General features: G+C 68.1%; 18 protein-coding genes and 5 pseudogenes. 11 read left to right on the top strand and 12 right to left on the bottom strand.

The window, feature by feature from the left end; translation table 11 throughout:
* Nucleotides 1–119 precede the first annotated feature (119 nt).
* The 3 genes from ACT2CW_RS47220 to ACT2CW_RS47210 form a co-directional block, all read right to left on the bottom strand.
* A complete protein-coding gene (locus ACT2CW_RS47220) occupies nt 120–530 on the bottom strand; it encodes a VOC family protein (RefSeq protein WP_138913134.1) in 411 nt (136 codons plus the stop codon).
* A 104-nt stretch (nt 531–634) separates the two neighbouring features.
* A complete protein-coding gene (locus ACT2CW_RS47215) occupies nt 635–1027 on the bottom strand; it encodes a helix-turn-helix domain-containing protein (RefSeq protein ID WP_037961167.1) in 393 nt (130 codons plus the stop codon).
* Nucleotides 1028–1575: 548 nt separating this feature from the next.
* Nucleotides 1576–2520, bottom strand: a complete 945-nt coding sequence (locus ACT2CW_RS47210) for a helix-turn-helix transcriptional regulator (protein ID WP_445521055.1) — start codon at nt 2518–2520, stop codon at nt 1576–1578.
* A gap of 262 nt (nt 2521–2782) precedes the next feature.
* Between ACT2CW_RS47210 and ACT2CW_RS47205 the strand changes: the two genes are divergently transcribed.
* From ACT2CW_RS47205 to ACT2CW_RS47195, 3 genes are all read left to right on the top strand, one after another.
* A complete protein-coding gene (locus ACT2CW_RS47205) occupies nt 2783–3799 on the top strand; it encodes a zinc-dependent alcohol dehydrogenase family protein (protein ID WP_445521054.1) in 1017 nt (338 codons plus the stop codon).
* 49 nt (nt 3800–3848) lie between these two features.
* Nucleotides 3849–4259: a (R)-mandelonitrile lyase gene (locus ACT2CW_RS47200; RefSeq protein ID WP_445521053.1), complete on the top strand. Its 411-nt coding sequence runs from the start codon at nt 3849–3851 to the stop codon at nt 4257–4259.
* 80 nt (nt 4260–4339) lie between these two features.
* Nucleotides 4340–5383, top strand: a complete 1044-nt coding sequence (locus tag ACT2CW_RS47195; protein WP_445521052.1) for an LLM class flavin-dependent oxidoreductase — start codon at nt 4340–4342, stop codon at nt 5381–5383.
* 23 nt (nt 5384–5406) lie between these two features.
* Here the strand turns inward: ACT2CW_RS47195 and ACT2CW_RS47190 are convergent, their stop codons facing one another.
* The 3 genes from ACT2CW_RS47190 to ACT2CW_RS47180 form a co-directional block, all read right to left on the bottom strand.
* Complete coding sequence (locus tag ACT2CW_RS47190) at nt 5407–5628, bottom strand: helix-turn-helix domain-containing protein (protein WP_414084951.1); 222 nt, start codon at nt 5626–5628, stop codon at nt 5407–5409.
* Nucleotides 5628–6119 (bottom strand): DUF2975 domain-containing protein, encoded by a 492-nt coding sequence (locus tag ACT2CW_RS47185; RefSeq protein ID WP_445521051.1) that lies wholly within the window; start codon nt 6117–6119, stop codon nt 5628–5630. The genes ACT2CW_RS47190 and ACT2CW_RS47185 overlap by 1 nt, the downstream gene beginning before the upstream one ends.
* A gap of 616 nt (nt 6120–6735) precedes the next feature.
* Nucleotides 6736–7617, bottom strand: coding sequence for a helix-turn-helix transcriptional regulator (locus tag ACT2CW_RS47180; protein WP_445521101.1), 882 nt, complete (start codon nt 7615–7617; stop codon nt 6736–6738).
* 279 nt (nt 7618–7896) lie between these two features.
* Here ACT2CW_RS47180 and ACT2CW_RS47175 point away from each other — a divergent pair, with 279 nt between their 5' ends.
* Complete coding sequence (locus ACT2CW_RS47175; RefSeq protein WP_445521050.1) at nt 7897–8889, top strand: aldo/keto reductase; 993 nt, start codon at nt 7897–7899, stop codon at nt 8887–8889.
* A gap of 350 nt (nt 8890–9239) precedes the next feature.
* Here ACT2CW_RS47175 and ACT2CW_RS47170 read toward each other — a convergent pair whose 3' ends face one another.
* A complete protein-coding gene (locus ACT2CW_RS47170) occupies nt 9240–9821 on the bottom strand; it encodes a helix-turn-helix domain-containing protein (RefSeq protein ID WP_445521049.1) in 582 nt (193 codons plus the stop codon).
* Between the two features lie 41 nt (nt 9822–9862).
* Here ACT2CW_RS47170 and ACT2CW_RS47165 point away from each other — a divergent pair, with 41 nt between their 5' ends.
* Nucleotides 9863–11119 (top strand): alpha/beta fold hydrolase, encoded by a 1257-nt coding sequence (locus tag ACT2CW_RS47165; RefSeq protein ID WP_445521048.1) that lies wholly within the window; start codon nt 9863–9865, stop codon nt 11117–11119.
* A 15-nt stretch (nt 11120–11134) separates the two neighbouring features.
* Nucleotides 11135–11933 (top strand): annotated as a pseudogene (locus ACT2CW_RS47160) (IS5 family transposase).
* 15 nt (nt 11934–11948) lie between these two features.
* On the opposite strand, the gene ACT2CW_RS47155 reads toward ACT2CW_RS47160, so the two are convergent.
* A complete protein-coding gene (locus ACT2CW_RS47155; protein ID WP_445521047.1) occupies nt 11949–12752 on the bottom strand; it encodes an SDR family oxidoreductase in 804 nt (267 codons plus the stop codon).
* Nucleotides 12753–13065: 313 nt separating this feature from the next.
* Between ACT2CW_RS47155 and ACT2CW_RS47150 the strand changes: the two are divergent.
* Nucleotides 13066–13324: pseudogene (locus ACT2CW_RS47150) on the top strand (IS21 family transposase); the annotation flags it as partial.
* Nucleotides 13325–13366: 42 nt separating this feature from the next.
* On the opposite strand, the pseudogene ACT2CW_RS47145 reads toward ACT2CW_RS47150, so the two are convergent.
* From ACT2CW_RS47145 to ACT2CW_RS47135, 3 genes and pseudogenes are all read right to left on the bottom strand, one after another.
* Nucleotides 13367–14056 (bottom strand): annotated as a pseudogene (locus tag ACT2CW_RS47145) (GAF domain-containing protein); the annotation flags it as partial.
* An 81-nt stretch (nt 14057–14137) separates the two neighbouring features.
* A pseudogene (locus ACT2CW_RS47140) lies at nt 14138–14692 on the bottom strand (SDR family oxidoreductase); the annotation flags it as partial.
* A gap of 43 nt (nt 14693–14735) precedes the next feature.
* The gene (locus ACT2CW_RS47135; RefSeq protein ID WP_445521046.1) at nt 14736–16094 is read right to left on the bottom strand and encodes an MFS transporter; all 1359 of its coding nucleotides are present in this window, start codon (nt 16092–16094) and stop codon (nt 14736–14738) included.
* A 1050-nt stretch (nt 16095–17144) separates the two neighbouring features.
* Here ACT2CW_RS47135 and ACT2CW_RS47130 point away from each other — a divergent pair.
* Together ACT2CW_RS47130 and ACT2CW_RS47125 are read left to right on the top strand one after the other, a co-directional pair.
* Nucleotides 17145–17276, top strand: a pseudogene (locus ACT2CW_RS47130) (hypothetical protein); the annotation flags it as partial.
* 97 nt (nt 17277–17373) lie between these two features.
* On the top strand, nt 17374–18159 hold the full coding sequence (locus tag ACT2CW_RS47125; RefSeq protein ID WP_445521100.1) for an ISAs1 family transposase: 786 nt from the start codon (nt 17374–17376) through the stop codon (nt 18157–18159).
* A gap of 180 nt (nt 18160–18339) precedes the next feature.
* On the opposite strand, the gene ACT2CW_RS47120 is transcribed toward ACT2CW_RS47125, so the two are convergent.
* The gene (locus ACT2CW_RS47120; RefSeq protein WP_182470154.1) at nt 18340–19095 is read right to left on the bottom strand and encodes a helix-turn-helix transcriptional regulator; all 756 of its coding nucleotides are present in this window, start codon (nt 19093–19095) and stop codon (nt 18340–18342) included.
* A 213-nt stretch (nt 19096–19308) separates the two neighbouring features.
* Here ACT2CW_RS47120 and ACT2CW_RS47115 point away from each other — a divergent pair, with 213 nt between their 5' ends.
* Nucleotides 19309–20106 carry a siderophore-interacting protein gene (locus ACT2CW_RS47115; RefSeq protein WP_445518578.1) on the top strand — a complete coding sequence of 266 codons (798 nt, stop codon included), beginning with the start codon at nt 19309–19311 and terminating at the stop codon, nt 20104–20106.
* A gap of 217 nt (nt 20107–20323) precedes the next feature.
* Nucleotides 20324–21481, top strand: coding sequence for an FAD-dependent oxidoreductase (locus ACT2CW_RS47110; RefSeq protein WP_445518577.1), 1158 nt, complete (start codon nt 20324–20326; stop codon nt 21479–21481).
* Nucleotides 21482–21812: the final 331 nt, after the last annotated feature.

Genomic DNA, 21812 nt, shown 5'->3' with positions numbered 1-21812 from the left:
CGTCATCAACGTCCCAGGGCACGGTCCTCGGGTGCGGCCCTCGGGTGCGGGGGGAGCATCCCACGGGACACCTCGGAATCCGGCGTGGCCGTGAATCAGCCATGGCCCGCCGGAGGGTCTCAGGCCGCCGGTTGAGTGAAGCGGAGGCGGTTGCCGAACGGGTCACGCAGGCCGCAGTCGATCCCGTACGGGCGCTCGGTGGGCTCCTCGGTGAATTCCACGCCCTGCGCCAGCAGGGTCTCGTAGGTCTTGCGGCAGTCGGGGGTGGTCAAGATGAGCCAGCCGCCCATCACCCCCTTGGTCACCAGCTCACGGACCTGCTCGGCCGTCTCCTCCGACATCGCCGGAGCGCCCGGCTTCTCCAGCAGGATCTGCCGCTCGGGATGACCGGGAACGCTGACGGCGAGCCAGCGCATGAAGCCCAAGTTGACGTCCGCGGCGACCTCCAGGCCGAGCTTGCCGACGTAGAAATCGAGGGCCTCGTCCTGGTCGAGGACGTAAATCTGCGAATGTGTGATGGCGTTGAACATGGGCCTCACGCTACCGAGCGGACCGGACGGAAACTTATCCGAAACTGCTCAGTCGGCGGGCGGCTGACACCGGGACGGGACGGTACGGATACGGCCGATGGTCGTCAGTCGCTCGGTCGTGTCCACGCCATCGTGAAGCACGTCGGCACGCCCGTGGCCACCGCTTCCTTGCGGTAGGCCCGCGGCGATCGGCCGACGATGTCGCGGAACGTACGGCTGAAGGTGCCCGGACTGCCGAAGCCGACGTCGAAGCAGATGTCCGTCACACTGCGGTCGGTCTCCCGCAGCAGGAACATCGCTCGCTCCACACGACGGCGCTGGAGATAGCGGTGCGGTGTTTCACCGAACGTGGCCCGGAAGGTACGGGTGAAGTGCGCCTCGGACACGTGCGCGATCCGGGCCAGGGCCGGGACGTCCAGCGGCCGCGCGTAGTCGCGGTCCATGGCGTCCCGGGCCCGCAGCATGCGGCGGTTGGTCTCTTCAGCGGCGCGGCTCACGGTGTCATCACATCACGGTCCACCGACACCGACACCGACGGCTCGGCCATGCCCCGCTCCGGCGGCACACTTGCCTTGTACTGAAAGCCGGACGCGGCCACACTTGGGCGAGTGCTGAACTACGGACAGGCAGTTGGCGACGCAGCCGTCGCACGTCGAATGCGGAAGGTTTTCCGCCTACTTCCTTCGAGTGTCCGTAAAGACCCAGTAAGGGTAGCCGAGATTTACGGGAAAAGACTCTTCGACGCACAGCTGCGGAGGGTCCGGGATGAAGGCTGATCGACCCATCGGAGTCGAACCCGGTCAAGGATCGGCTCATCCGCCCTGTCCTGGAGATCGACCTGCCGTTCATTGACGGTGTCACCCTCAAAGACTTCAGTAAGATCACTACAGGGGAGTTCGACTCATACAGAGGGTTTCGTAGCTGACCAAACTACGTCTGGAGATCGAAGACCAGGTGCAGGGATTCACCACCGCAGGGACCTTCTGGGGAGCCATTACGGCAGGGTTGAAAACAGCCCTCACGTGATGAAGAGCGGAAAGTGGTACTACGTATGGATCCTCTCCAAGAAGAGTAGTGCGCTGTAATGGAGTTCGGCGGCGGCTTCAGCCGCGGGGTGCTCCGCCGGCGGGCTGACGCCTTCGGTAGCGGCCCAGGAGGCGAGCAGGCGCAGTCCTTCTTCCGAGGAGGAGCCGGGTTCGGCGGTGTAGATGGTCATGCTGAGTCCGGGCTCGGCGGCCAGGTCCAAGGCCTCGTAGGCGAGGGTGAGATCGCCGACCGCGGGGTGGCGGAACCGCTTGGTGCCGGTCCCGTGGCGTCGGACATCGTGGGCGCCCCAGCGGATGCGGAAGTCCTCGCTGCGGGTGGACAGCTCCCCGACGAGGTCTTGCAGGCCCTTGTCGTGGGCGTCGCGGCCGGCCTCACGGCGCAGGATGGCCACCGCCATGTCCCCGAACAGCTCCCAGTCGGGGTAGAACCGGCGGGAGGCCGGGTCGAGGAAGTTGAATCGGGCCAGATTCCGCTGGTTGTCCGCGTTGGCGAAGAGATCGGTGTAGAAGGCGCGGGCGAGGGGGTTGGCGGCCAGGATGTCCATCCGGCCGTTGCTCACGATGGCGGGCCCCGCCGTGATCGCGTCCAGCGTCCATTGCAGGCTGCGGTGCAAGGTCCACTGCCGGGCGGTGCGGCGCCGGGGGCGGGTGAGGGCGTCGGAGCCGTCGGCGGCCTGGGCCAGGTGCAGGAGATGGGCGCGTTCGGCGTCGTCCAGTTGAAGCGCGCGGGCGACGGCTTCGAGGACGGCCGGGGAGGCGCCGGCGAGGCTGCCGCGCTCCAGTTTCGCGTAGTACTCGACGCTCATGTCGGCCAGCGCGGCGACCTCGCTCCTGCGCAGCCCCGGCACGCGCCGCCGGGACCCGGTGGGCAGGCCGGCCTGCTCCGGGGTGATCTTCACTCGCCGCGAGGTCAGGAACTCGCGGGCCTCCGCACGGTGGTCCATGCCTCCGACCGTACGACGTGTACGCCACCGGAGCGATGTACCAGCAGTACACCTCTCACTGGTGCCTCGTTGCCCGCGCGGGATGGGGTTTTCCTGGGTGACGTGGCGCTTGACGTCGGCCCGTGAGAGCGGGCGGGCACAGCGCTCGGTCCCGGGCCGCGGGCGGCAGCTTCGCCGCCGCACCGGGGCGGCCATCGCACAGCGGTGTCCGGTTCCGGTACACCCCGGTACCGGACACCTCAGCAGGTAAGGAGCCTCCTTCATGCGCGGAGCAGTGATCCACGCCCCCGGCGACGTGCGCTTCGAGACCGTGGACGACGCGAAGATCCTCAAGCCGACCGACGCGATCATCCGCACCGCCGTCACCTGTGTGTGCGGCTCGGACCTGTGGCCGTATCGCGGCGCGGAGCCGACCGGGCATCCGCACCCCATGGGGCACGAGTACGTCGGCTTCGTGGAAGCGGCAGGAGCCGAGGTCACCGCGGTCGAGCCGGGTCAGTTCGTCGTCGGTTCGTTCGCCACCTCGGACAACACCTGCGCGAACTGCCGTAACGGCTTCCAGTCGAGCTGCCTGAACCGCGAGTTCATGAGCACCTGCCAGGCCGAGTACGTGCGCATACCCAACGCCCAGGGCACCCTGGTCGCCACCGACGAGGTGCCGGGCGAGGAGTACTGGCCCGGCCTGCTGGCCGTCTCCGACGTCATGGGCACCGGCTGGTGGGCCGCCGACGCCGCCGAGGTCGGGCCCGGCTCCACCGCCGTCGTCGTCGGCGACGGCGCGGTCGGCCTGTGCGCGGTGATCGCGGCCAAGGAGATGGGCGCGGAGCGGATCATCGCCATGTCGCGCCACGAGCCCCGGCAGCGGCTCGCCCGCGAGTTCGGCGCCACCGACATCGTGACGGAGCGCGGCGAGGAGGGCGCGGCCCGGATCAAGGAGCTGACGAACGGGATCGGCGCGGACTCGGTCCTGGAGTGCGTGGGCACCGCCCAGGCCATGCGGCAGGCCCTGCACTCGGCCCGGCCCGGCGGCAATGTCGGCTTCGTCGGCGTCCCGCACGAGGTGGCCGTCGACGGCCAGGAGCTGTTCTTCTCCCACGTCGGCCTGCGCGGCGGCCCCGCCCCCGTGCGCCGCTATCTGCCCGACCTGATCGAGCGCGTCCTGACCGGCCGGATCGACCCGGGCAAGGTCTTCGACCTCACCCTGCCCCTGGAACAGGTCGCCGAGGGCTACCGGGCCATGGACGAACGCCGCGCCATCAAGACCCTCCTCAAACCCTGACTCAAGCCCGACACCGCAAGCCCGACACTGACCGGACAAGGAAACGACCTTGCAGATCACCCGAAGCTCGATCAACACCGTCAAGGGGCCCGCCGACTGGTTCACCGGCGAGGTCTACATCGACGCCGTCGCCGCGGCCCCCGCCCCGTCCCGGGTCAGCGCCGCCCTGGTGCACTTCATGCCCGGGGCCCGCACCCACTGGCACCGCCACCCGCTGAGCCAGACCGTCTTCGTCACCGAGGGGATCGGTCTGTGCCGGCGCCGCGGTGGACCCATCGAGGTCATCCGCCCCGGCGACCGCGTCCTGTTCGAGGCCGACGAGGAGCATTGGCACGGTGCCGCGCCGAACCGGCTGATGGTCCACCTGGCCATCAACGAAGCCGATGCCGACCACGATGTCGTGCACTGGCTGACCCCCGTCACGGACGACGAGTACGCCGCGGCTCCGCCCACCGACTGACACCGGCCGATTGGCGCTGTGCGAGTCCCGCCGTAGACAGGGCGTGGCAGACTGACGGCACATCGACCTTGGAGGTCTTGATGCGTACGGGTGTCATTGTCGCCGCGCACCCGGGTGTGGAGGACCTCGCCGTGCGGGCCGAGGAGTTGGGCTTGCACAGCTTCTGGGCCTACGACACCCCGATGGTCCACGGTGACCCCTTCGTCGCCTTGAGCCTGTGTGCGAAGGCCACCCGCCGCATCAGGCTCGGCATCGGTGTGACCTCACCGGCGCTGCGCTCGGCCCCGGCCGCCGCGAGCGGGCTGGCCAGCCTCAACGCCCTGGCACCGGGCCGGATCATCTGCGGGGTCGGCACCGGAAACACCGCCCGGCGCACCCTGGGCATGCGACCGGCCACGGCGGCCAGGCTGGAGAACTTCACCACCGCGTTGCAGGACCTGTGCGCCGGACGCTCGACCGAGTACCGCGAAGGTGACCGGGTCCGCGACATCCGGTTCCTGCACAGCGGGGCGCATGTGAACACCGCCGACCCGATCGAGTTCGTCGTGGCCGCGCTGCAAGGGCCGAAGGCCGCCGCCGTCGCCGGCCGCCGCGGCACCGGCCTCATCTCCTTCGGCCTGCTGGACCCCACCGCCTGGCACGCGCTGCACGCCGCCCGCCGCAACGCCGCCCAAGGCACACCCCACGACCCCGACTCCTACGTGATCACCTCGCTCCACCTCCTCGACGAGGACGAGGACCCCCACGGCGCCCCGGCCCGGGACGCCACAGGCCACCTCGTCATGTCGCTGCTGGCCTTCGCCGCCGACACACCCGCCTTCGCCGAGCAACTCGGCCCTGAGGAAGGCGAGGCGGTGCGGCGGCTCCTCGACCGGCGCGGCACCAGCCCCATCGCACCGGACCGCCACACCAAGCTCTACCCCAACTACCTCGGACGCATCGCACCGCAGGACCGCGACTTGATCCTGCCCTCGCTGATGAACACCCTGGCCCTGGTCGGCACCCGCGACGACCTCCTCACCCGCATCACCGCCCTGGAACAGGCCGGAATCGACGAACTCCTCATCCAGCCGGTGATCGACCCGCCCACCGAGATGGCCCAGCTCGTGAAACTCCTCGCCTGAGCGGCCCCGCCCGCCCGGGGACGTCATTCGCTCGCGGCGTCCTCGGCCTCCCAGCGCAGCAGGTCGCCCGGCTGGCACTTGAGCACCTCGCAGAGCGCGGCGAGCGTCGTGAAACGCACCGCCTTGGCGCGGCCGTTCTTGAGCACCGCCAGGTTGGCGGGCGTGATCCCCACGCGGTCCGCGAGGTCGCCCACGGACATCTTCCGCCTGGCCAGCATCACGTCGATGTCGACGACGATCGGCATCAGATCACCTCGTCCAACTCGGCCCGCATCTCTGCCGCTTCGGCGTCGCGCGCGACGGCCTGGGCGAGCAGCATCCGCAGCACGAGGACGATGAGTGCGACCCCCAGGATGGCCACGCCGACCCCGCTCATGATGACGGTGACGCCCGGGTCGTCCCGCTGGCCCGGCGCGTTGATGGCGGTGACCGTGAACCACAGGAGGGCAGCCGCCAGGATCGCGCCGATCACGGCGTCCACGTACCGGAAGGCGGCATGGGAGAACACGGTTCCGCGTCGCACCATCGTCACCAGTCGCCATACGCTGACCAGGGCGACCTGGGCCGAGCCCATGCCCAGGACCGTGATCACGCGCAGCGGGGTCAGCGGGAGCGACCCGTCCTCCGGATCGCTCCCGCTGACCAACACCCACACCATCAATGCCTGCACGAACACGGTGCCGGCGAGCACCGCCACGAGCACGGCGCGAAGCGCACGCACTGCCAGCTGTCCCATGCCTCATCCTTCCATCGACTTGCGATGGAAATCTATCGAGTATCGATAGATACATCAAGGGTTGGCAGTCTCAATGACTGATACCGAGTTTCACCTGCGGAGGCTGTATGACCTCGCCCGTCACCACCACATCCGCTCTCGGGCCGGGTTCCGGGGCCCTGGATCGCGGTCTGGCCATGCTCGACCACTTGGCCGCGGTCCGTACCTGCTCCACGCAGGATCTTGCCGCGGCGCTCGGGCTGAGCCAGGCTCAGGGCCGTTCGAGCTGCCGCTGACCTGCGCTGGCTGTGACAGACTCGGAGCCTGGGATGGCGTGTGAACCAACCTCGAATTACTGGTGGATGAACTATCCCAATCGTCCTGGAAGTTGGGATGACTCATCCATCGGCCGGCGTCCTATGCCGCTGGGCGCGCGATCGACCACAGGCGGTCGGCGCCCTCGCCCCGACCGTTGATCGACGCAGCGGCCGGCAGCCCGTCGAACCCGAGCCGGCCGACCCCGCTGCGACCGACCCGGCGCATCGCGGCCTCGCCGACACCACCGATCCAGATGGGTGGCCCGCCCGCCTGGACCGATCATTCAGCGCTGACTCAGACGGACTGAAAAGTTGGAATATCAGCTGAGTGCTTGAATCTCGGTCGCCAGCCTCTCCTGGCTAGCCGCCCACGACGCCAATAGGGCCAGACCGTCCGCGGTCGCCGTGCCGGCGGGCGCGGTGTAGACGTTCAGAAGCAGGCCGGGTTCGGCAGGCATCTCCATCGACTCGACGTCGAGGTCGAGCCGGCCCGCTACCGGATGGTGCACACGCTTGCGTCCGGACCGGTGGAGCCGAACGTCCTGAGATGCCCACCGCTGCCGAAATAGTTCACTGCGTGTTGATAGTTCACCGACTAGGGCGATCAGCTCCTCGTCGTGCGGATTGCGGCCGGCTTCCATGCGTAGCTTCGCGGCCACATCGCGGGCGATTCGGTCATAGTCGATGAAGAACGTTTTTGCCGCTTCGGGGTCCAGATACACGAACCGCGCGGTGTTCGCCGGCCGTCGCGTGTCGGCCAGCACCGGTGAATACAGCGCGCGGGCAAGTTGATTCATGGCCAGCACGTCATAACGGCCGTTGCAAATCCAAGCCGGCGCATCGGTGATGGCGTCGAGCACCTGCTGAAGCGCCGGACGCACCGTCACGGCGGGTCGCCGGCGGCGTGGACCGCTGGGCGCCCTGGACTGCCGCGCAAGGTGGAATAGGTGATCGCGCTCGGCCTCGTCAAGTTGCAGGGCAGAGGCCAACGCGTCGAGCACCCCGTCGGAGGCGCCGGTGAGGCTGCCGCGCTCCATACGCACGTAGTAGTCGACCGAGACCCCTGCTAGTAGAGCTACCTCTTCGCGACGCAGACCTTTGACCCGGCGGTTGCCGCCGTAGGCGGGCAGTCCGGCCCGCTCGGGCGCGATCCGCGCGCGACGCGAGCTCAGGAATTCCTTGATCTCAGTGCGTAGATCGATCTTGGCCACCCCTTCACCATAGGCCCTGTCCGCAGGCGAAGGGAGGTTCTGCTGGTACCCCGAAGGCTACCTGGTGCCCGTCAGGCAGGACCCGGCCCGACTGGCGAGGAACACGGATTGGACAGAGTGTCAGCCCGCCGGACAAGGGTGGCATCGACAGTACCTGTACCAGGCGGGCCTCCCCGCCGCCCGCAAGGCGGGCCTAACCTGCTGTGACCGGTTCCGGCTGAACAGCGGGAGCAATGGGTCAGATGACCTGTACCGAAGGAGCATTTTCCAGTGCAGAAACGCAAGCTTGGACAGCACCTCGAAGTCTCAGCCCTGGGACTCGGTTGCATGGGCATGAGCTTCTTCTACGGTCCGCCCCCGGGCCCGGCCGAGATGACGAGGCTGCTGCGGGCTGCGGTTGACCGCGGCGTGACGTTCTTCGACACTGCCGAAGTCTATGGCCCTTTTACCAATGAAGAGCTGGTCGGTCAGGCGCTGGCGCCGGTCCGCGACCAGGTGGTGATTGCCACCAAGTTCGGTCTCAAGCACGGAGAGCACGGGCCGACCCCGGCGTCGGGGCTCGATAGCCGGCCCGAGCAGATCCGTCGAGTGACCGAGGCCTCGCTCCAGCGTCTGCAAACGGATTGCATTGACCTTCTTTACCAACACCGCGTCGATCCCGACGTGCCCATCGAAGACGTAGCAGGCACGGTCAAGGAGCTGATCACCGAAGGTAAGGTCAAGCACTTCGGTTTGTCGGAGGCCGGTGCGGCGACGATTAGCCGAGCCCACCGCGTGCAGCCTGTGGCGGCGCTGCAAAGTGAATACTCGCTCTGGACGCGAGACCACGAAGCCGAGATCATTCCGACCTTGGAGAAGCTGGGCATCGGTCTAGTGCCGTACAGCCCGCTGGGCAAGGGCTATCTGACCGGCACCATCGACTCCCGTACATCGCTGGCCGACAACGACCTCCGCCGTATGCTGCCGCGTTTCACTCCTGAAGCGCGGCAGGCCAATCAAACACTGGTCGACTTGCTGCAACAGATCGCCGACGACAAGGGAGCCACACCAGCCCAGATCGCTCTCGCCTGGGTGCTGGCGCAGAAGCCGTGGTTCGTGCCGATCCCCGGCACAACCAAACTGCATCGCTTGGAAGAGAACCTGGGAGCGCTCGATGTCGAATTGACGTTCGGCGACCTGCAACGCATCGAGGCGGCCGCGGCCCAAATCCAGATCCAGGGTGAGCGCGTCCCCGAACGGTTGAAGTCGGTGTTCGGCCGCTAATACCGCAACGGCGCTTACGCCCAGCAGATGCGGATCGGGACCCGGGCTCAGGCGTACTCCCGCGGGCCATGGGAGCCCGCACCCACCGAGAGCCGCCGCCACGACCGCGCCGGGAGCTCGGCGATGACCTCGTCCGCGCGCCGGGTGCCGGCGTCGGTCGTGCTGATGTCGTCGTCGCGGCGGGTGGCCCGTACGTGGAACAGGTCCTGGGTCTCGAGCCAGACTCGCAGGTATGCTCCCGGTCGTTGGGTACCCCGACGCCTGCGTTGAGACCCGACTTGGAGGTGTTCACGAGGGCCCGTCGGCCGCCGGCAAAGCCTCGCGCCGACGCCTAGGAGCTGTCCGGCCGATCATGTGTCTGTCTCCTGCTCGGCTTCTGCCGTCGGCCGCTCGGGTTCCGCCTGAGGGGCTTCTAGCGGGAAGTGGATGGGGCTGAGCAGGTATTGCGCTCGTTCGGGGCTCGGCTGGTTGGCAAGCTTTGGAGCGATGGCCGCACGCAGCTCGCCGATCAGTTCCTCCAGTTCCGCCGGGCTGAGCCAGAGTGCATGCTGCCGATAACCCACCCGATCGGCCACAGGATCAGCTCTGTCGCGGTCGAGATAGGCGGTGAACTCGGCCAGCAGGGCGGTCATTGCGGTGGCGAATGCCTGCCGGTGGTCCTCGGCGGTTAGCGTGCGGACCACCTCAGAGCCGATCACAGCCCGGTCCTGTCGCAGCCGGTAGTGCCGTTCCACCGCGCCGCGCACCCTGCGCTCCTCAGCCACCTCCAGGACCCCGCCGCCCACCAGCAGATCGATGTGCCGGTAGACGGTGGCTTTGGAGGCTTCTGGGATGCGTGCGCAGAGCTGGGCGGTGGTCAGCAGCCTTCCTCCGCCCATCGCATGCACGATCCGCAGCCGGATGGGGTGGGCGAGCAGATCCAGAGAGTTCATGCCCAACTTTCTCACGACTGCTACCTTTCTCAAATATGAGAATGACTGAGGGTGGGGTACTGGAGGCAGCGCGAGGCGTTGCCACGCTGCTGCGGGCGGAGCGGTTCGGCGAAATCGTAGGGCTGTTCGCGCCCCCACTGAGGGCCGCGGTCTCCGTCGAGGCGCTGCGGCTCGCGTGGACGGCCGAGGCTGCCGGACAGGGCGGGGTCAAAGTGATTGAGGAGCCGGTGACCGAGGCTGGTGAGGCTGGCCTGGCGCGCGTACGCATCCCGGTGACCTGCGCCAACGGCAGCTTCACCGTGGTCACGTCGGTGGGCGACGACGGTCTGTTGCACGGATTGAGACTCGATCCGCACGGTGGCGCCGAGTGGCAGCCGCCGCACTACGCGGATGCTGACCGGTTCACCGAGCGGGACGTCCTGCTCGGTACCGGGCCGCTCGCGGTCCCCGGCACGCTCAGCCTGCCCGTCGGCTCCGGACCGTGGCCCGCCGTGGTGCTGCTCAGCGGTGGCGGCGCCTTCGACCGGGACGAAAGCAGCGGCCCGAACAAGCCGCTGAAGGACCTCGCCTGGGGGCTCGCCTCCCGGCAGGTGGCCGTGTTGCGCTTCGACAAGGTGACCTTCGTGCACCCGGATCGTCTGCCATCGGACTTCACCATGGCCGACGAGTACCTGCCCCAGGCACTCGCTGCCGTCCGGCTGCTCCAGCAGCAGCCCGAGGTGGCACCGGAGCGGATCCACCTGCTCGGGCACAGCATGGGCGGCAAGGTGGCGCCCCGGATCGCGGCCGCCGACCCATCGATCGCGGGCCTGGTGCTGCTCGCCGCGGACACGCAGCCGATGCATGAGGCGGCCGTCCGGGTGGCCCGCTATCTCGCGGAGCTCGCCCCCGGCCCGAGCGCGGAGGAGGCGGTGTCGGCACTGGTCCAGCAGGCCGCGTCGGTGGCGGACCCGGAACTTACGCCTGCCACGCCGTCAAGCCTGCTGCCGCTTGGCCTCTCCGCCGCCTACTGGCTCGATCTGCGCGCCTACGACCCGGTGGCCACGGCAGCTCAACTGGTCTGCCCGATGCTGATCCTTCAGGGCGGGCGGGACTACCAAGTGACCGTCGCCGACGACCTGACAGGCTGGCAGCGTGCCCTGGAGCACCGGCCCGAGGTGACAATCAGGATCCACGAGGAGGCCAACCACCTCTTCTTTCCCGGCACCGGCCAACCCACGCCGGCCGAGTACGCGCGGCCAGGACATGTTGACCCCGCGGTGGTGGAGGAGATCGCGACCTGGCTGGCGCGACGGTAGGGGAGGGCATGCCCTATGGGACGGCATGAACGCGGCGATCTGACGGATGCCGAGTGGGAACGCCTCAGGCTGCACCTGCCGGTGAGCAACAGGCGGTGCGGGCGTTGGCGAGATCACCGACAGGTGATCGACGGGATCCTTCACCGGGTGCGGACCGGGGTGCCATGGCGCGATCTGCCCGAGCGGTTCGGGCCGTGGAAGACGATCTATGACTGGCACCGGTTATGGTCGGCGGACGGCACCAGGGAACGCTTGAGGAGGTAGAACACCAGATCGAGAGGCCATGGCGAAGTCTGGTGGGTCGGCTGGCACTGGTGGCGAACGAAATGAGGGCCTGGGCCGCTCGCGCGGCGGCTTTACCAGCAAGATCCATCTGAGTGCCGACGGCCTCTGCCGCCCGCTGTCCCTGATAGTCACTGCGGGACAACGGGCGGACTGCACCCAGTTCACATCGGTGCTGGAAAGGATCAGGGTGCCCCGCCCCGGAGCGGGCAGGCCCCGCAAGAAGCCCGACAGCGTCAGGGCGGACAAGGCTTACAGCAACGGTCCCTGCCGCCAGTACTTGCGACAACGAGGAATCCGGCACACGATCCCGGAGAAGACCGACAGTAAGGCCACTCGCCTGCGCAAAGGATCACAAGGCGGACGGCCGCCAGGCTTCGACAAGGACCGCTACAAGAAACGCAACACCGTCGAGCGGGCCGTCAACAGGCTGAAGAACTCCCGGGCAGTCGCCACCCGCTATGACAAGCGCGGCTACGTCTTCCTTGGCACAGTCACCGCAGCCGCCCTGGTCATCTGGCTCCGCACGTGATCGGCCGGACAGCTCCTAGGTACCTGATGCGGTCGTGGCGATGCCGCCGTCGATCGGGATGATGGTGCCCGTGAGGTAGGACCCGGCCCGGCTGGCGAGAAACACGGCGATACCTGCCATGTCGTCGTCGCGGCCGATCCGGCGCAGAGGGGCCTTCGCCGCGATCGTGTCGCCGATGGCATCGAGCGTGGACGCCATCATCTGCGACGGGAACGGTCCTGGGGCTACCGCGTTCACCGTGACATGCTGTGGGCCCAGTTCCCTGGCAAGCACTCTGGTGAGTTGGTGGAGTGCCGCTTTGCTGCTGGCGTACGAGTAGTTGGGCGACTCGGCGACGTGGATGGCGGCGATACTGCCGATGTTGATGATCCGCGCGGGATCATCGGCGGTGCCCGCCCTGCGAAGTGCGGGGAGCAGCGCCTGCACCAGCCAGAACGGAGACTTGAGGTTGAGGTCGATCACCGCGTCCCAGGCCTCGTCCGGGAACGTCTCCAGCGGCTCGCGCCACATCGCTCCCGCGTTGTTGACGAGGATGTCCAGGCGTTCCGAGTCGACCTTGACGAGATCAGCGAGGCGCTGACACTCGTCGTACCTGGACAGGTCGGCGGGGATTGCTTGAACGTCGCCGAATTCGGACAGTAGATGCTGTGCCTCCGCGCACGTGTCTGCCTTACGTGAGCTGATAATGACGCGGGCGCCCGCCTGGAGAAGGCCGCGCGCTATCATCATCCCAATGCCCCTGGTGCCGCCAGTGACAAGTGCGTACTTCCCACTCAGATCGAAAAGGTCTGCGTGAGTGGTGAACTGGCTGTCCGCCATTGGTCTTCGTTCCTTCTGTCGTGGAAGCATGTGCTGACACGGTCGCGCGTCCGGTGCAGCGGAATTGAACTGATGGGGGTAAAGCTCCAGCGCGTGTCCATGGAGTGTTGTCGGCGCTTTCGTTCAGGGCCCCTGGGACGGGTTCTCGGGCGGCCGCCGTGCGCGCCTCCCGTGGATCCATTACTTCTCCTCTGTGTAGCTGGGAACCGACTCAAGCAGGTTGACAGGCGTCCTGGACGTCTGGGAGACCCTGGTGATCCAGGTACTGTGAGAGCCCCCTTGCCTGGTTGACGGCGGCCAGTGGATATTCCCCGTCTGCCGGTCCTGGATCGCCGAACCGGCGCTCTGGCTGCACTGGGCTGGGGCGAGGGCCCGCGCATCGGCGGACGACGTACGGCGTCCCCACCTACGCGCTCACGGACAACGAGAAGACCGTCACGACCGAGGACATCACGAACATCGCGGTCCGCAACCCGGACATCGTCGAGGTCGGGCGACACTACGGCATGACCATCCGCACCTGTCTGCCGGCGGATCCCGAGACGAAGGGCGGAAGCGAGGCGACCGTCCGCAAAGAACGACAGAGGCGTAGTTCACCACGACGCCCGTCCGCCGGCGTGCGCGGCGAGCGAGCTGAGCAGGGCCACCTCGTCCGGGGAGAAGCCGCGGGGGTCGCGGTCGGCCGCGAACAGAACACCGATGACATGGTGATCGCCGGCCGTGCCCGAGCCGAGGAGCAGCGGCACGCCGAGGATGGCGACGAGACCTTCGTCCAGGACTCCATGGTCGATGGTCTGGGTGTGCTGGAACCGTTCGTCTCTGCGGTAGTCCGGGGACGCGTAGGGACGCATGGTCTGGGCCACCAGCCCGCCCAGGCCCTCGCCCAGCTTGAGCCTGAGCTGTTGAAAGGCCAGCGAGACCGAGCCGTCGGTGACCCGCATAAAGGTGTCCTGGGCGGCCTCGTCCACCAGGGTGAGGTAGGCGGTGTCCGTCCCCAACAGGGTTCTGGCGCGCGCCGCACGATCGAGTGCAGTACCGCGTCGAGGTCACGCAGGGCGGCCAGGTCGCCGGCGGTGTCGAACAGCGCTGTGAGTTCGCCTTCGCGGCGGCGCTGGCGATGGAGCACCTGCCGGACCCCGAGGGCGGTGGAGACGGCCCGGTCGATCTCCTTCAGTTCGTGGTCGTCGATGCCGTCGGCGCGGGCGCGCGTGGCCACCGCTGTTAACTTCGGCGGAGGCGTCCGTGGCCAGCAACTCCATCAGGCGTCGTAGGGCGGCGGTGTAAGAAAAAGTGGTCTGTGACATGGAACGAACCTCGGGGAGGGCGGATGCGCGCGGCTCGATGTGCGCGCACCCGCGGGTATGACGATTCGGGTCATGGGACGGTCAGCGCGCGGTCCAGCCACCGTCCAGCGGCAGCGAGGCGCCGGTGACGAAACCGGCGTTCTCGGAACACAGCCACAGCACCGCGGAGGCGACCTCCTCCGGCTCGATGAGGCGTTTGATGGCGCTGCGCTCCAGCATGATCTTCTCCAGTACTTCCGACTCCGCGATGCCGTGCGAGCGGGCCTGGTCGGCGAGCTGGGCCTCGACCAAGGGGGTGCGGACGTATCCGGGATTCACACAGTTCGACGTCACACCATGCGGCGCCCCCTCCAGGGCGGCGACCTTGCTCAGCCCTTCCATCGCGTGCTTGGCCGTCACGTAGGCGCCTTTGAAGGCCGAGGCGCGCAGGCCGTGTACGGAGGAGAGGTTCACGATGCGGCCCCACCCCCGCGCGTACATGTGGGGAAGGGCGCGCCGGATGATATGGAACGGCGCCTCGACCATGATCTTCTGGATGAGGGCGAAGCGGTCCGGTGGGAACTCGTGCAGCGGCGCGATGTGCTGGAGCCCGGCATTGTTGACGACGATGTCGTTGGTGGTGGGGAGGCCGTCGATGTCTCACACTGTCCAAGGCTTTCACCACACTGCCCCGCTCGGCTCACGCGTTCTGCCGCTGTCGCTCATGGGCCCCGAGCCACACGGCGAGGATCACACAGGTGGCCACGCACCCCAGGGCGGTGATCTGCAACGCGGTGTCGGAGGCCGCTTCGGAACCCACGCCGCGTTTCTGGTCGGCGACAGCCCCGGCCAGGGCAACGCCGAGGCCCGCCGCCACCGTGATGACCGTCTTGGTGACTCCGGACGCCTCCCCGGCCCGCTCCGGTCTGATCACCCCCTGAGTGGCGACGAGGGTCAGCGAGTTGGCCGTTCCGAGAACCGCACCGCCCGCAGCGGCCGCGATCAGATACGCATCGAGCGATGAGGCCCGGGCAAGGCAGGCGAGGACGAGGGCTCCCGCGCCCAGGCAGACGGTCATCACGCGCACCGCGGCGGGTGGGGGCATACGGCCGGCGATCGGACCGGCGATTGCCATGGCCAGTGCCGGGGCGAGGAAGGCGATGCCCGCCACGGCGACGGACAGGTCCCACTGCCCCTGGAGCGTCAGGGGTACGACGAACAGGAACATGACGGTCGCGGTATTGGCGACGGCCCCGGCGAGCGTCAGCGCCACGTAGGGCCCGTTGCGGAACAGCGTGAGCTCGACCAGCGGGCTCGCCGCCACCCGTTCAAGCCGTACGAACCAGGCCAGCATGGCCGCCGCGGCGGCCAGGCCGGCCAGGATGACGGGCCACTGCCAGTGGCGGCCGCGATCGACGACGACGGCAAGGGTGACGAGCGCGGCTGTCGCGGTGGCAAGCCCGCGCCAGTCGACCCTTCGGGGCACGCTGGTGTCATAGCTCTCGGCGGTACGCGAGGCCCATGCCGCGCCGAGCGCGGCGAGGGGGACGTTGAGCCAGAACACCGCCCTCCAGGACACCGCGTCGGTGAGGGCACTGCCGATGAACGGGCCGCAGGCGGTGGCGATTCCGCCGATGCCCAGCGCCCGGCCGGTGGCGCGGCCCCGCAGCTCGCTCGGGTAGACGTTCGTCAGCAGGGACAGACCCACCGGCGTGATCATCGCGGCCCCCGCCCCCTGGACCACCCGGGCGCCGACCAGGACGTGTAGCGCCGGGGCGAGCGCGCAGACCAGGGACGACGCGCCGAAGACGGCGAGGCCCAGGATCAGCAGCCGTCGCCGTCCGAACAGGTCGCCGAGGCGTCCGGCACCCAGCATGAGGGTCCCGGTGGACAGCAGATACGCGCTGGTCACCCATTGCAGGCCGGCGCCTCCCGCGTGGAGGTCGCGGCCGATCTGCGGCAGGGCCAGGTTCAGGGCGAACGCGTCGAGCTGGATGCAGAACACGCCCACGGACATGGCCAGCAGGGCCCATCGTCTGGTGGTGGGTGTCGATGTCACTGCGACCCCGGCCTCCTTCCGCACGCTGCGGTGGCAGCGTGGTTGGGAACATCCGTACGGCTGTGCGGCGGTTGCGGTGCTGTTGGCGGAGGGGAAAGGCGCAGCCAGAGGGCGCCCCTGGGCAGGGGGGCGCCGCTGCTTGAGGAGGGGGATGCGGGACCCGGAGAAGTGGAGACGTCCGTGGAAATGCCGCAGAACGCCGCATCGCATGGGGCGGGCAACGCGGGCCGCCGCTCACCGGGCGGCTGAGGAACTCACCGTAACCGACACCGAACCGCTTGCCAACTCGTTCCGGCAGGCGCGGAAGCCGATACGGACGCCAGGTGAGGTGTTCGGCCATCACCGACGCGGTCCCGGCCCGCTCGCTCGCCGGGCTCCCGTGCGCTCTGCCGCCCGGTGGCGTGTCGTCGCGCGTCCGCCACTCGTACGGCAAAGCCCAGTTCATCGCCCGTCATATGCGTGTGGCACGGGGCGGTGGCACGCAGGTGCCCACTCCCGGCGCGGCAGCGAGGTCGCCGCCACGCCCCGCGCCCCGCCATGCCTGTGCCCATGACCCTCCCGTGACCTGCGGATTTCCTGTGAGGACGAGAGCTGATGAGCCATCAGGCCGAATCCAATGCCCTGCTGTTGGCCGATTCCACGGCCGCCTGCTACCAATTTTGAGCGGCCTCCGGGTGCGATCTGCGGAGGTCTCGGAGACATACCCAGGGACACGCAAGCGATCTCTTCCCCCTATCGACAGGTCAGGGCTCGTGCGCTCTCGGGCGGTGAGATGCCCTGAACTGCCGGGTGAGGGCGGGTTGTCGGGGTGGGGGTAGGTGATCAACTGAAGGAAGCGGTTCGTGTGATGATGGAGGTGTCTGACGCCTCATCACAACGAACCGCTTCCGGATGCCATCGTCGCTGATTACCGCTGTGTCCCGCCACCTCGACCACGATGCGGGCTCCATCCCCGACGACCCTGACCGCCTGCTGGAACTTGCCGACGTCCTCGACGTGCTGCCCGATCCGCGCCGTTGACAGGGCCGCCGTTACCGGCTCGGCCCGGTCCTGGCACTGTGCACGATCGCCGTACTCGCCGGCGCCACCACCCTCGCTGCCATCGCAAGGCATGCCGCCTACCTGCCCGACGAGGTCCGTCACCGCCTGGGGCTGCGGGCCGCACCGCGGGCGACCACGTTCGGCCGACTCCTGGCACGTCTGGACGGCGACGCGGTGGACGCGGCGGTGGGTGCGTGGCTTGCAGAACACTGCAACCCGCCCCGACTAGGACGAAGGACTGTGCGCGATCGCCGTCGACGGCAAGAGCCTGCGCGGATCGCGCACTGCGGCGACGAAGGCGGTGCATTTACTGGCAGCCGTCACCCACGGCGAACGCGCGACGCTGAACCAGCGGCAGGTCGCCGGGAAGAAGGGCGAGAACAGCGAGTTCAAGCCTCTTCTCGCTCCGCTCGACCTGGTCGGCCGCACCGTCACGTTCGACGCCCTGCACACCCAGCACGCTCACGCGCAGTTCCTCGTCGAGGAGAAGAAGGCCGACTACATCGCGATCGTGAAGGACAACCATCCCAAGCTGCACGACTTCCTCAAGTCGCTGCCCTGGAACCAGGTCCCCCTCGGCCACGCCACCCGGGAGAAGGGGCACGGCCGTGATGAGATCCGCCGCCTCAAAGCCGTCCGGGTCTCGCGCCGGCTGCGGCTCCCGCACGCCGCCCAGGCGATCAAGGTAACCCGCCGCCGACGCGACCTGCACAGCGGGAAGATCCAGATCGAGCACGTCTATGCCGTCACCAGCCACGACGCGTTCTCCGCGACCGACGCTCAGCTCGCCCGAGCGGTGCGCGAGCACTGGCACGTCGAAGCCCATCACCACGTCCGGGACACCACCCTCGCCGAGGACGCCTCCAAGATCCGGACCGGGAACACGCCCCGCGCAATGCCCACTTTCCGTAACATCGCGATCGCCCTGGCCCGCCTCACCGGCTGGACCAACACCGCCCACGCCACCGACTACTACACGTCACACCCCGACCATGCACTCGACCTCATCCAACCCGGCAGGTGAGCACGCAGGCGCCTTGGGCCCACACCTGGACTTGATCCCGTTTGGCGGACATCGAAGATCAGTGGCTGCCGCTCCAGAAGGATGATGTCCGTCAAAGGGGACCAAGCCCAGCACAGCTGACAACCCGCTCAACCCGAGCGTCACATCATGTGACACCAAACCGCACTCGCTGCATGGCTCCTACTCGCCCCCGTAGGTACCGGGCGTCTGCCCAGTCACGCGCTGAAAGGCGGCGATGAAGGCGCTGGGCTTTCGGTATCCCACGGCCCGCGCGGTGGCCTTGACGGACGCGCCGGTCGCCAGATGGCCTACTGCGGCGCGGACACGGACCCGAGTCCTCCACTGCGAGAAGGTCAGCCCCGTCTCGGCGAGGAAGAGCCGTGACAGAGTACGCACCCCGCTGTGCACCTCCGCCGCCCACATCGCCAGTTCTCGCTGATCTCCGGGCGAGTCAATGAGTCGCTCGGTGATCGTACGCAAGCGCGGTTCGGCGGGAATGGGCACCTGGATCGAGTGGGTCGGCAGCGGCATGAGGACCTCGAAGAGGAGAGCTTCGGCATGCCGGCGGCTCGCCGCGTCCGGCTCGGCCCGCAGGTATCGGATGAGCTCACGAAGCAGCGGCCCGACGGCGACGCCGGTGGGCTGCGTCCAGTCGATGGGGCAGTGCGTGGCCATGAACCGGATGACGCACAGTTCACCGGCGTGCCGTGTCGTCCCCGTGTGCTCGACACGGCCGGGAATCCACAGGCCGTGCCCCGGAGGCACCAGCCAGTCGTGCGAGAGCGTGCGCAGGGTGACGGAAGTGGTCGACGCCCACAGCAGCATCGGCTCCGAATGGGTATGGGGTGCCACCTGGAGGGGCGGATGCGCATGCTGGTGATCGATGCTCAGGATCGGAGAGGCGGCTCCCTCGTCCAGAGCTGTCGCCTGGGCCATGACGCTCATCTCTCCATCCGCCGATCCGTCCCGTCCCAGCCCAGCAGTCCCGTTCGCCCCGTGCTCCGATCACGGTCTGGCCGTTCCGGGGTATCGCATGGCCACCATGCGCACAAGCGTCATTCTACGGTTAGGCATGCCTGACTTGATGCCCGGGCGTGGTGCGTACCCATCTCCCGTTGCGGCGTCGATGCATGGGAAGAGGACGTCACCATGAACCGGATTAAGCCCGTCAGCCGTCGGATGCTGTCGGTCGAAGTCGTGCGCAAGGAGTGGAGGCCGGGAAACTTCCTGCTGGTGACCGTGGGCGGAGAGGACCTCAAGGACTTCCGGCCGATCGGAGTCGACCAGGCCTTCAGGCTCCTGTTCCGGCGGCCCGGCCAGGGCCGGCTCTGGCTGCCCTCCCGGTCCGACGCCACATGGATGGCGCAATACATGATGACGGGCAAGGCGGTACGCCCCTACGTCCGTTTCTACACGGCCCGGCACTTCTGGCCCGACCGCACCGAACTGGACATCGAGTTCGTGCTCCACGAAGGGGACAGTCCGGCCTCCACCTGGGCGCGGGGCGCCCGCTCCGGCGAACCGGTCGGCATCCTCGACGAGGGAGCCACCTACAGTCCGCCCCATGGCGTGGAATGGCAACTGCTCGTAGGGGACGAGACCGCGGTGCCGGCCATCCTGTCCATCCTGGACTCCGACGAGGGCGCGTTGCCCAGCGAAGTGTTCCTCGAGGTACCCAGCAGCGCGGACATCCAGCAGTTGAACACGCCACAGAACGTCAGCGTGCACTGGCTTCCGCGCGACGGCCGCCCCGGACTTCCGGGGCGCTACGCTCTCGACACCGTGATGAAGGCCGCCCTGCCGGCCGGGCGCTTCGCCACCTTCGTGGCGGGTGAGAATCACCTGCCCACGACACTGCGGCGGCACCTCGTCCATGAGCGTGGCGTCGACAAGTCCGACATCACTTTCGTCGGTTACTGGCGGCACGGCAGGGCGACTCCGGGATGACGGCCGGTGCGTTCGGTCGAGGCCGCCCGCGTGGACCGCCCTTTTCACCCCACTCCGGTGGCAGATCTCGCTCTGTCGCCCATCGTCGCCCAGCGACGTGCCCTCCGCGGGTTGGTTTTGTTCACGAGGCACCTCCATGACCGAGGCGACCTCTGAGTGCCGCCGCCCCGCCCTGTTCGCCCGGTGACTCCATCTTCTCCGACAGAAAGGAACTTCCATGAAGTCCCCAGAACCCGCTAACGCCAGGATCAGCATCATCGGCGCCGGACCCGGCGGACTGACCTGCGCACGCATCCTCCAGCAGCGCGGCATCGCGGCCACCGTCTACGACCGCGACCCGGGCCGCGACTCCCGCAACCAAGGCGGCACCCTCGACCTGCATGCTGACAACGCCCAGGTCGCCCTGCGCGAAGCCGGCCTGCTCGACGAGTTCTTCGCTCTCGCCCGTCCCGAAGGGCAGGAAATGCGACAGATGGACCCGACCGGCGCGATCACGTCCCACCAAGTCCCGGCGGCCGACGAACTCTTAAAGCCGGAAATCGACCGCGGTGAGCTGCGCAACCTGCTGCTCGACTCCCTGGAGACGGGAACTGTGCGCTGGGGCCGCTCCCTCGACACGATCAGCGGACCCACCGATGGGCCGCGGCAATTGCACTTCGCCGACGGCACGAGCGTCGAGACCGATCTGGTCATCGGCGCCGACGGCGCCTTCTCCCGGGTACGTCCGGCCGTGTCCACCGCCATCCCCGAGTACACCGGGATCAGCTTCCTGGAAGCATGGTTCTCCGACGTCGACGACCGACACCCCGAGATCGCCGAGCTGGTCGGCTTGGGCATCGCCCACGCAGCCGATGGCGAACGTAGCCTGGTCGCCCAGCGCAACAGCGGAAACCAGATCCGCGTCTACATCATCCAACGCCTTCCGGTCGACTGGATCAGCGCCAAGGGGCTGACCGCCGAGGACACCGATGGCATCCGCGCCGTGCTGCGCGACGAGTACGCGCACTGGTCGCCCCGCATGCGCCAGATGATCAGCGAAAACGACGGCCTCTACATCCACCGCCCGATCTTCGTGCTCCCTGTCCCGCACACCTGGGACCACAACCCGACGGTGACCCTGCTCGGCGACGCCGCCCACCTCATGCCCCCGCTCGGCACCGGCGTCAACCTCGCCATGCTTGACGCCGGCGAACTCGCCCTCGCCCTCGCGAACGCGGCCACTGTCGACGACGCCATCCGCGTCTACGAGAAGACCATGCTCCCCCGCTCCATCGAGACGGCCCAGGCCATCGAACATGGCACCGAACAGCTGCTGTCCGCCGATTCCTCCGCACGGAAACTGGCCACCATTGTGGCCAACTCACTCGCCAAGTAAAACGCTAAGAGGGCGGTGTGAGAGGGCGTTTGGTCGCTGGGGTGGGCGGTGTTGGTCCAGCCGGTGAGGCGGGCCACAGCGCTGGGCGGCCGAGCCGGTAACGGCGGCCCTGTCGACGGCGCGGATCGGGCAGCATGTCGAGGACGTCGGCAAGTTCCAGCAGGCGGTCGGGGTCGTCGGGGAGCCCGCATCGTGGTCGAGGTGGCGGGACACAGCGGCAATCAGCGACGATGGCATCCGGAAGCGGTTCGTTGTGATGAGGCGTCAGACACCTCCGTCATCACACGAACCGCTTCCTTCAGTTGATCACCTACCCCCACCCCGACAACCC

The sequence above is a fragment of the Streptomyces sp. NEAU-174 genome (assembly GCF_052665095.1).
The sequence above is the reverse complement of the archived record's forward strand: the minus strand, read 5'-3'. Positions and strand labels throughout refer to the sequence as shown.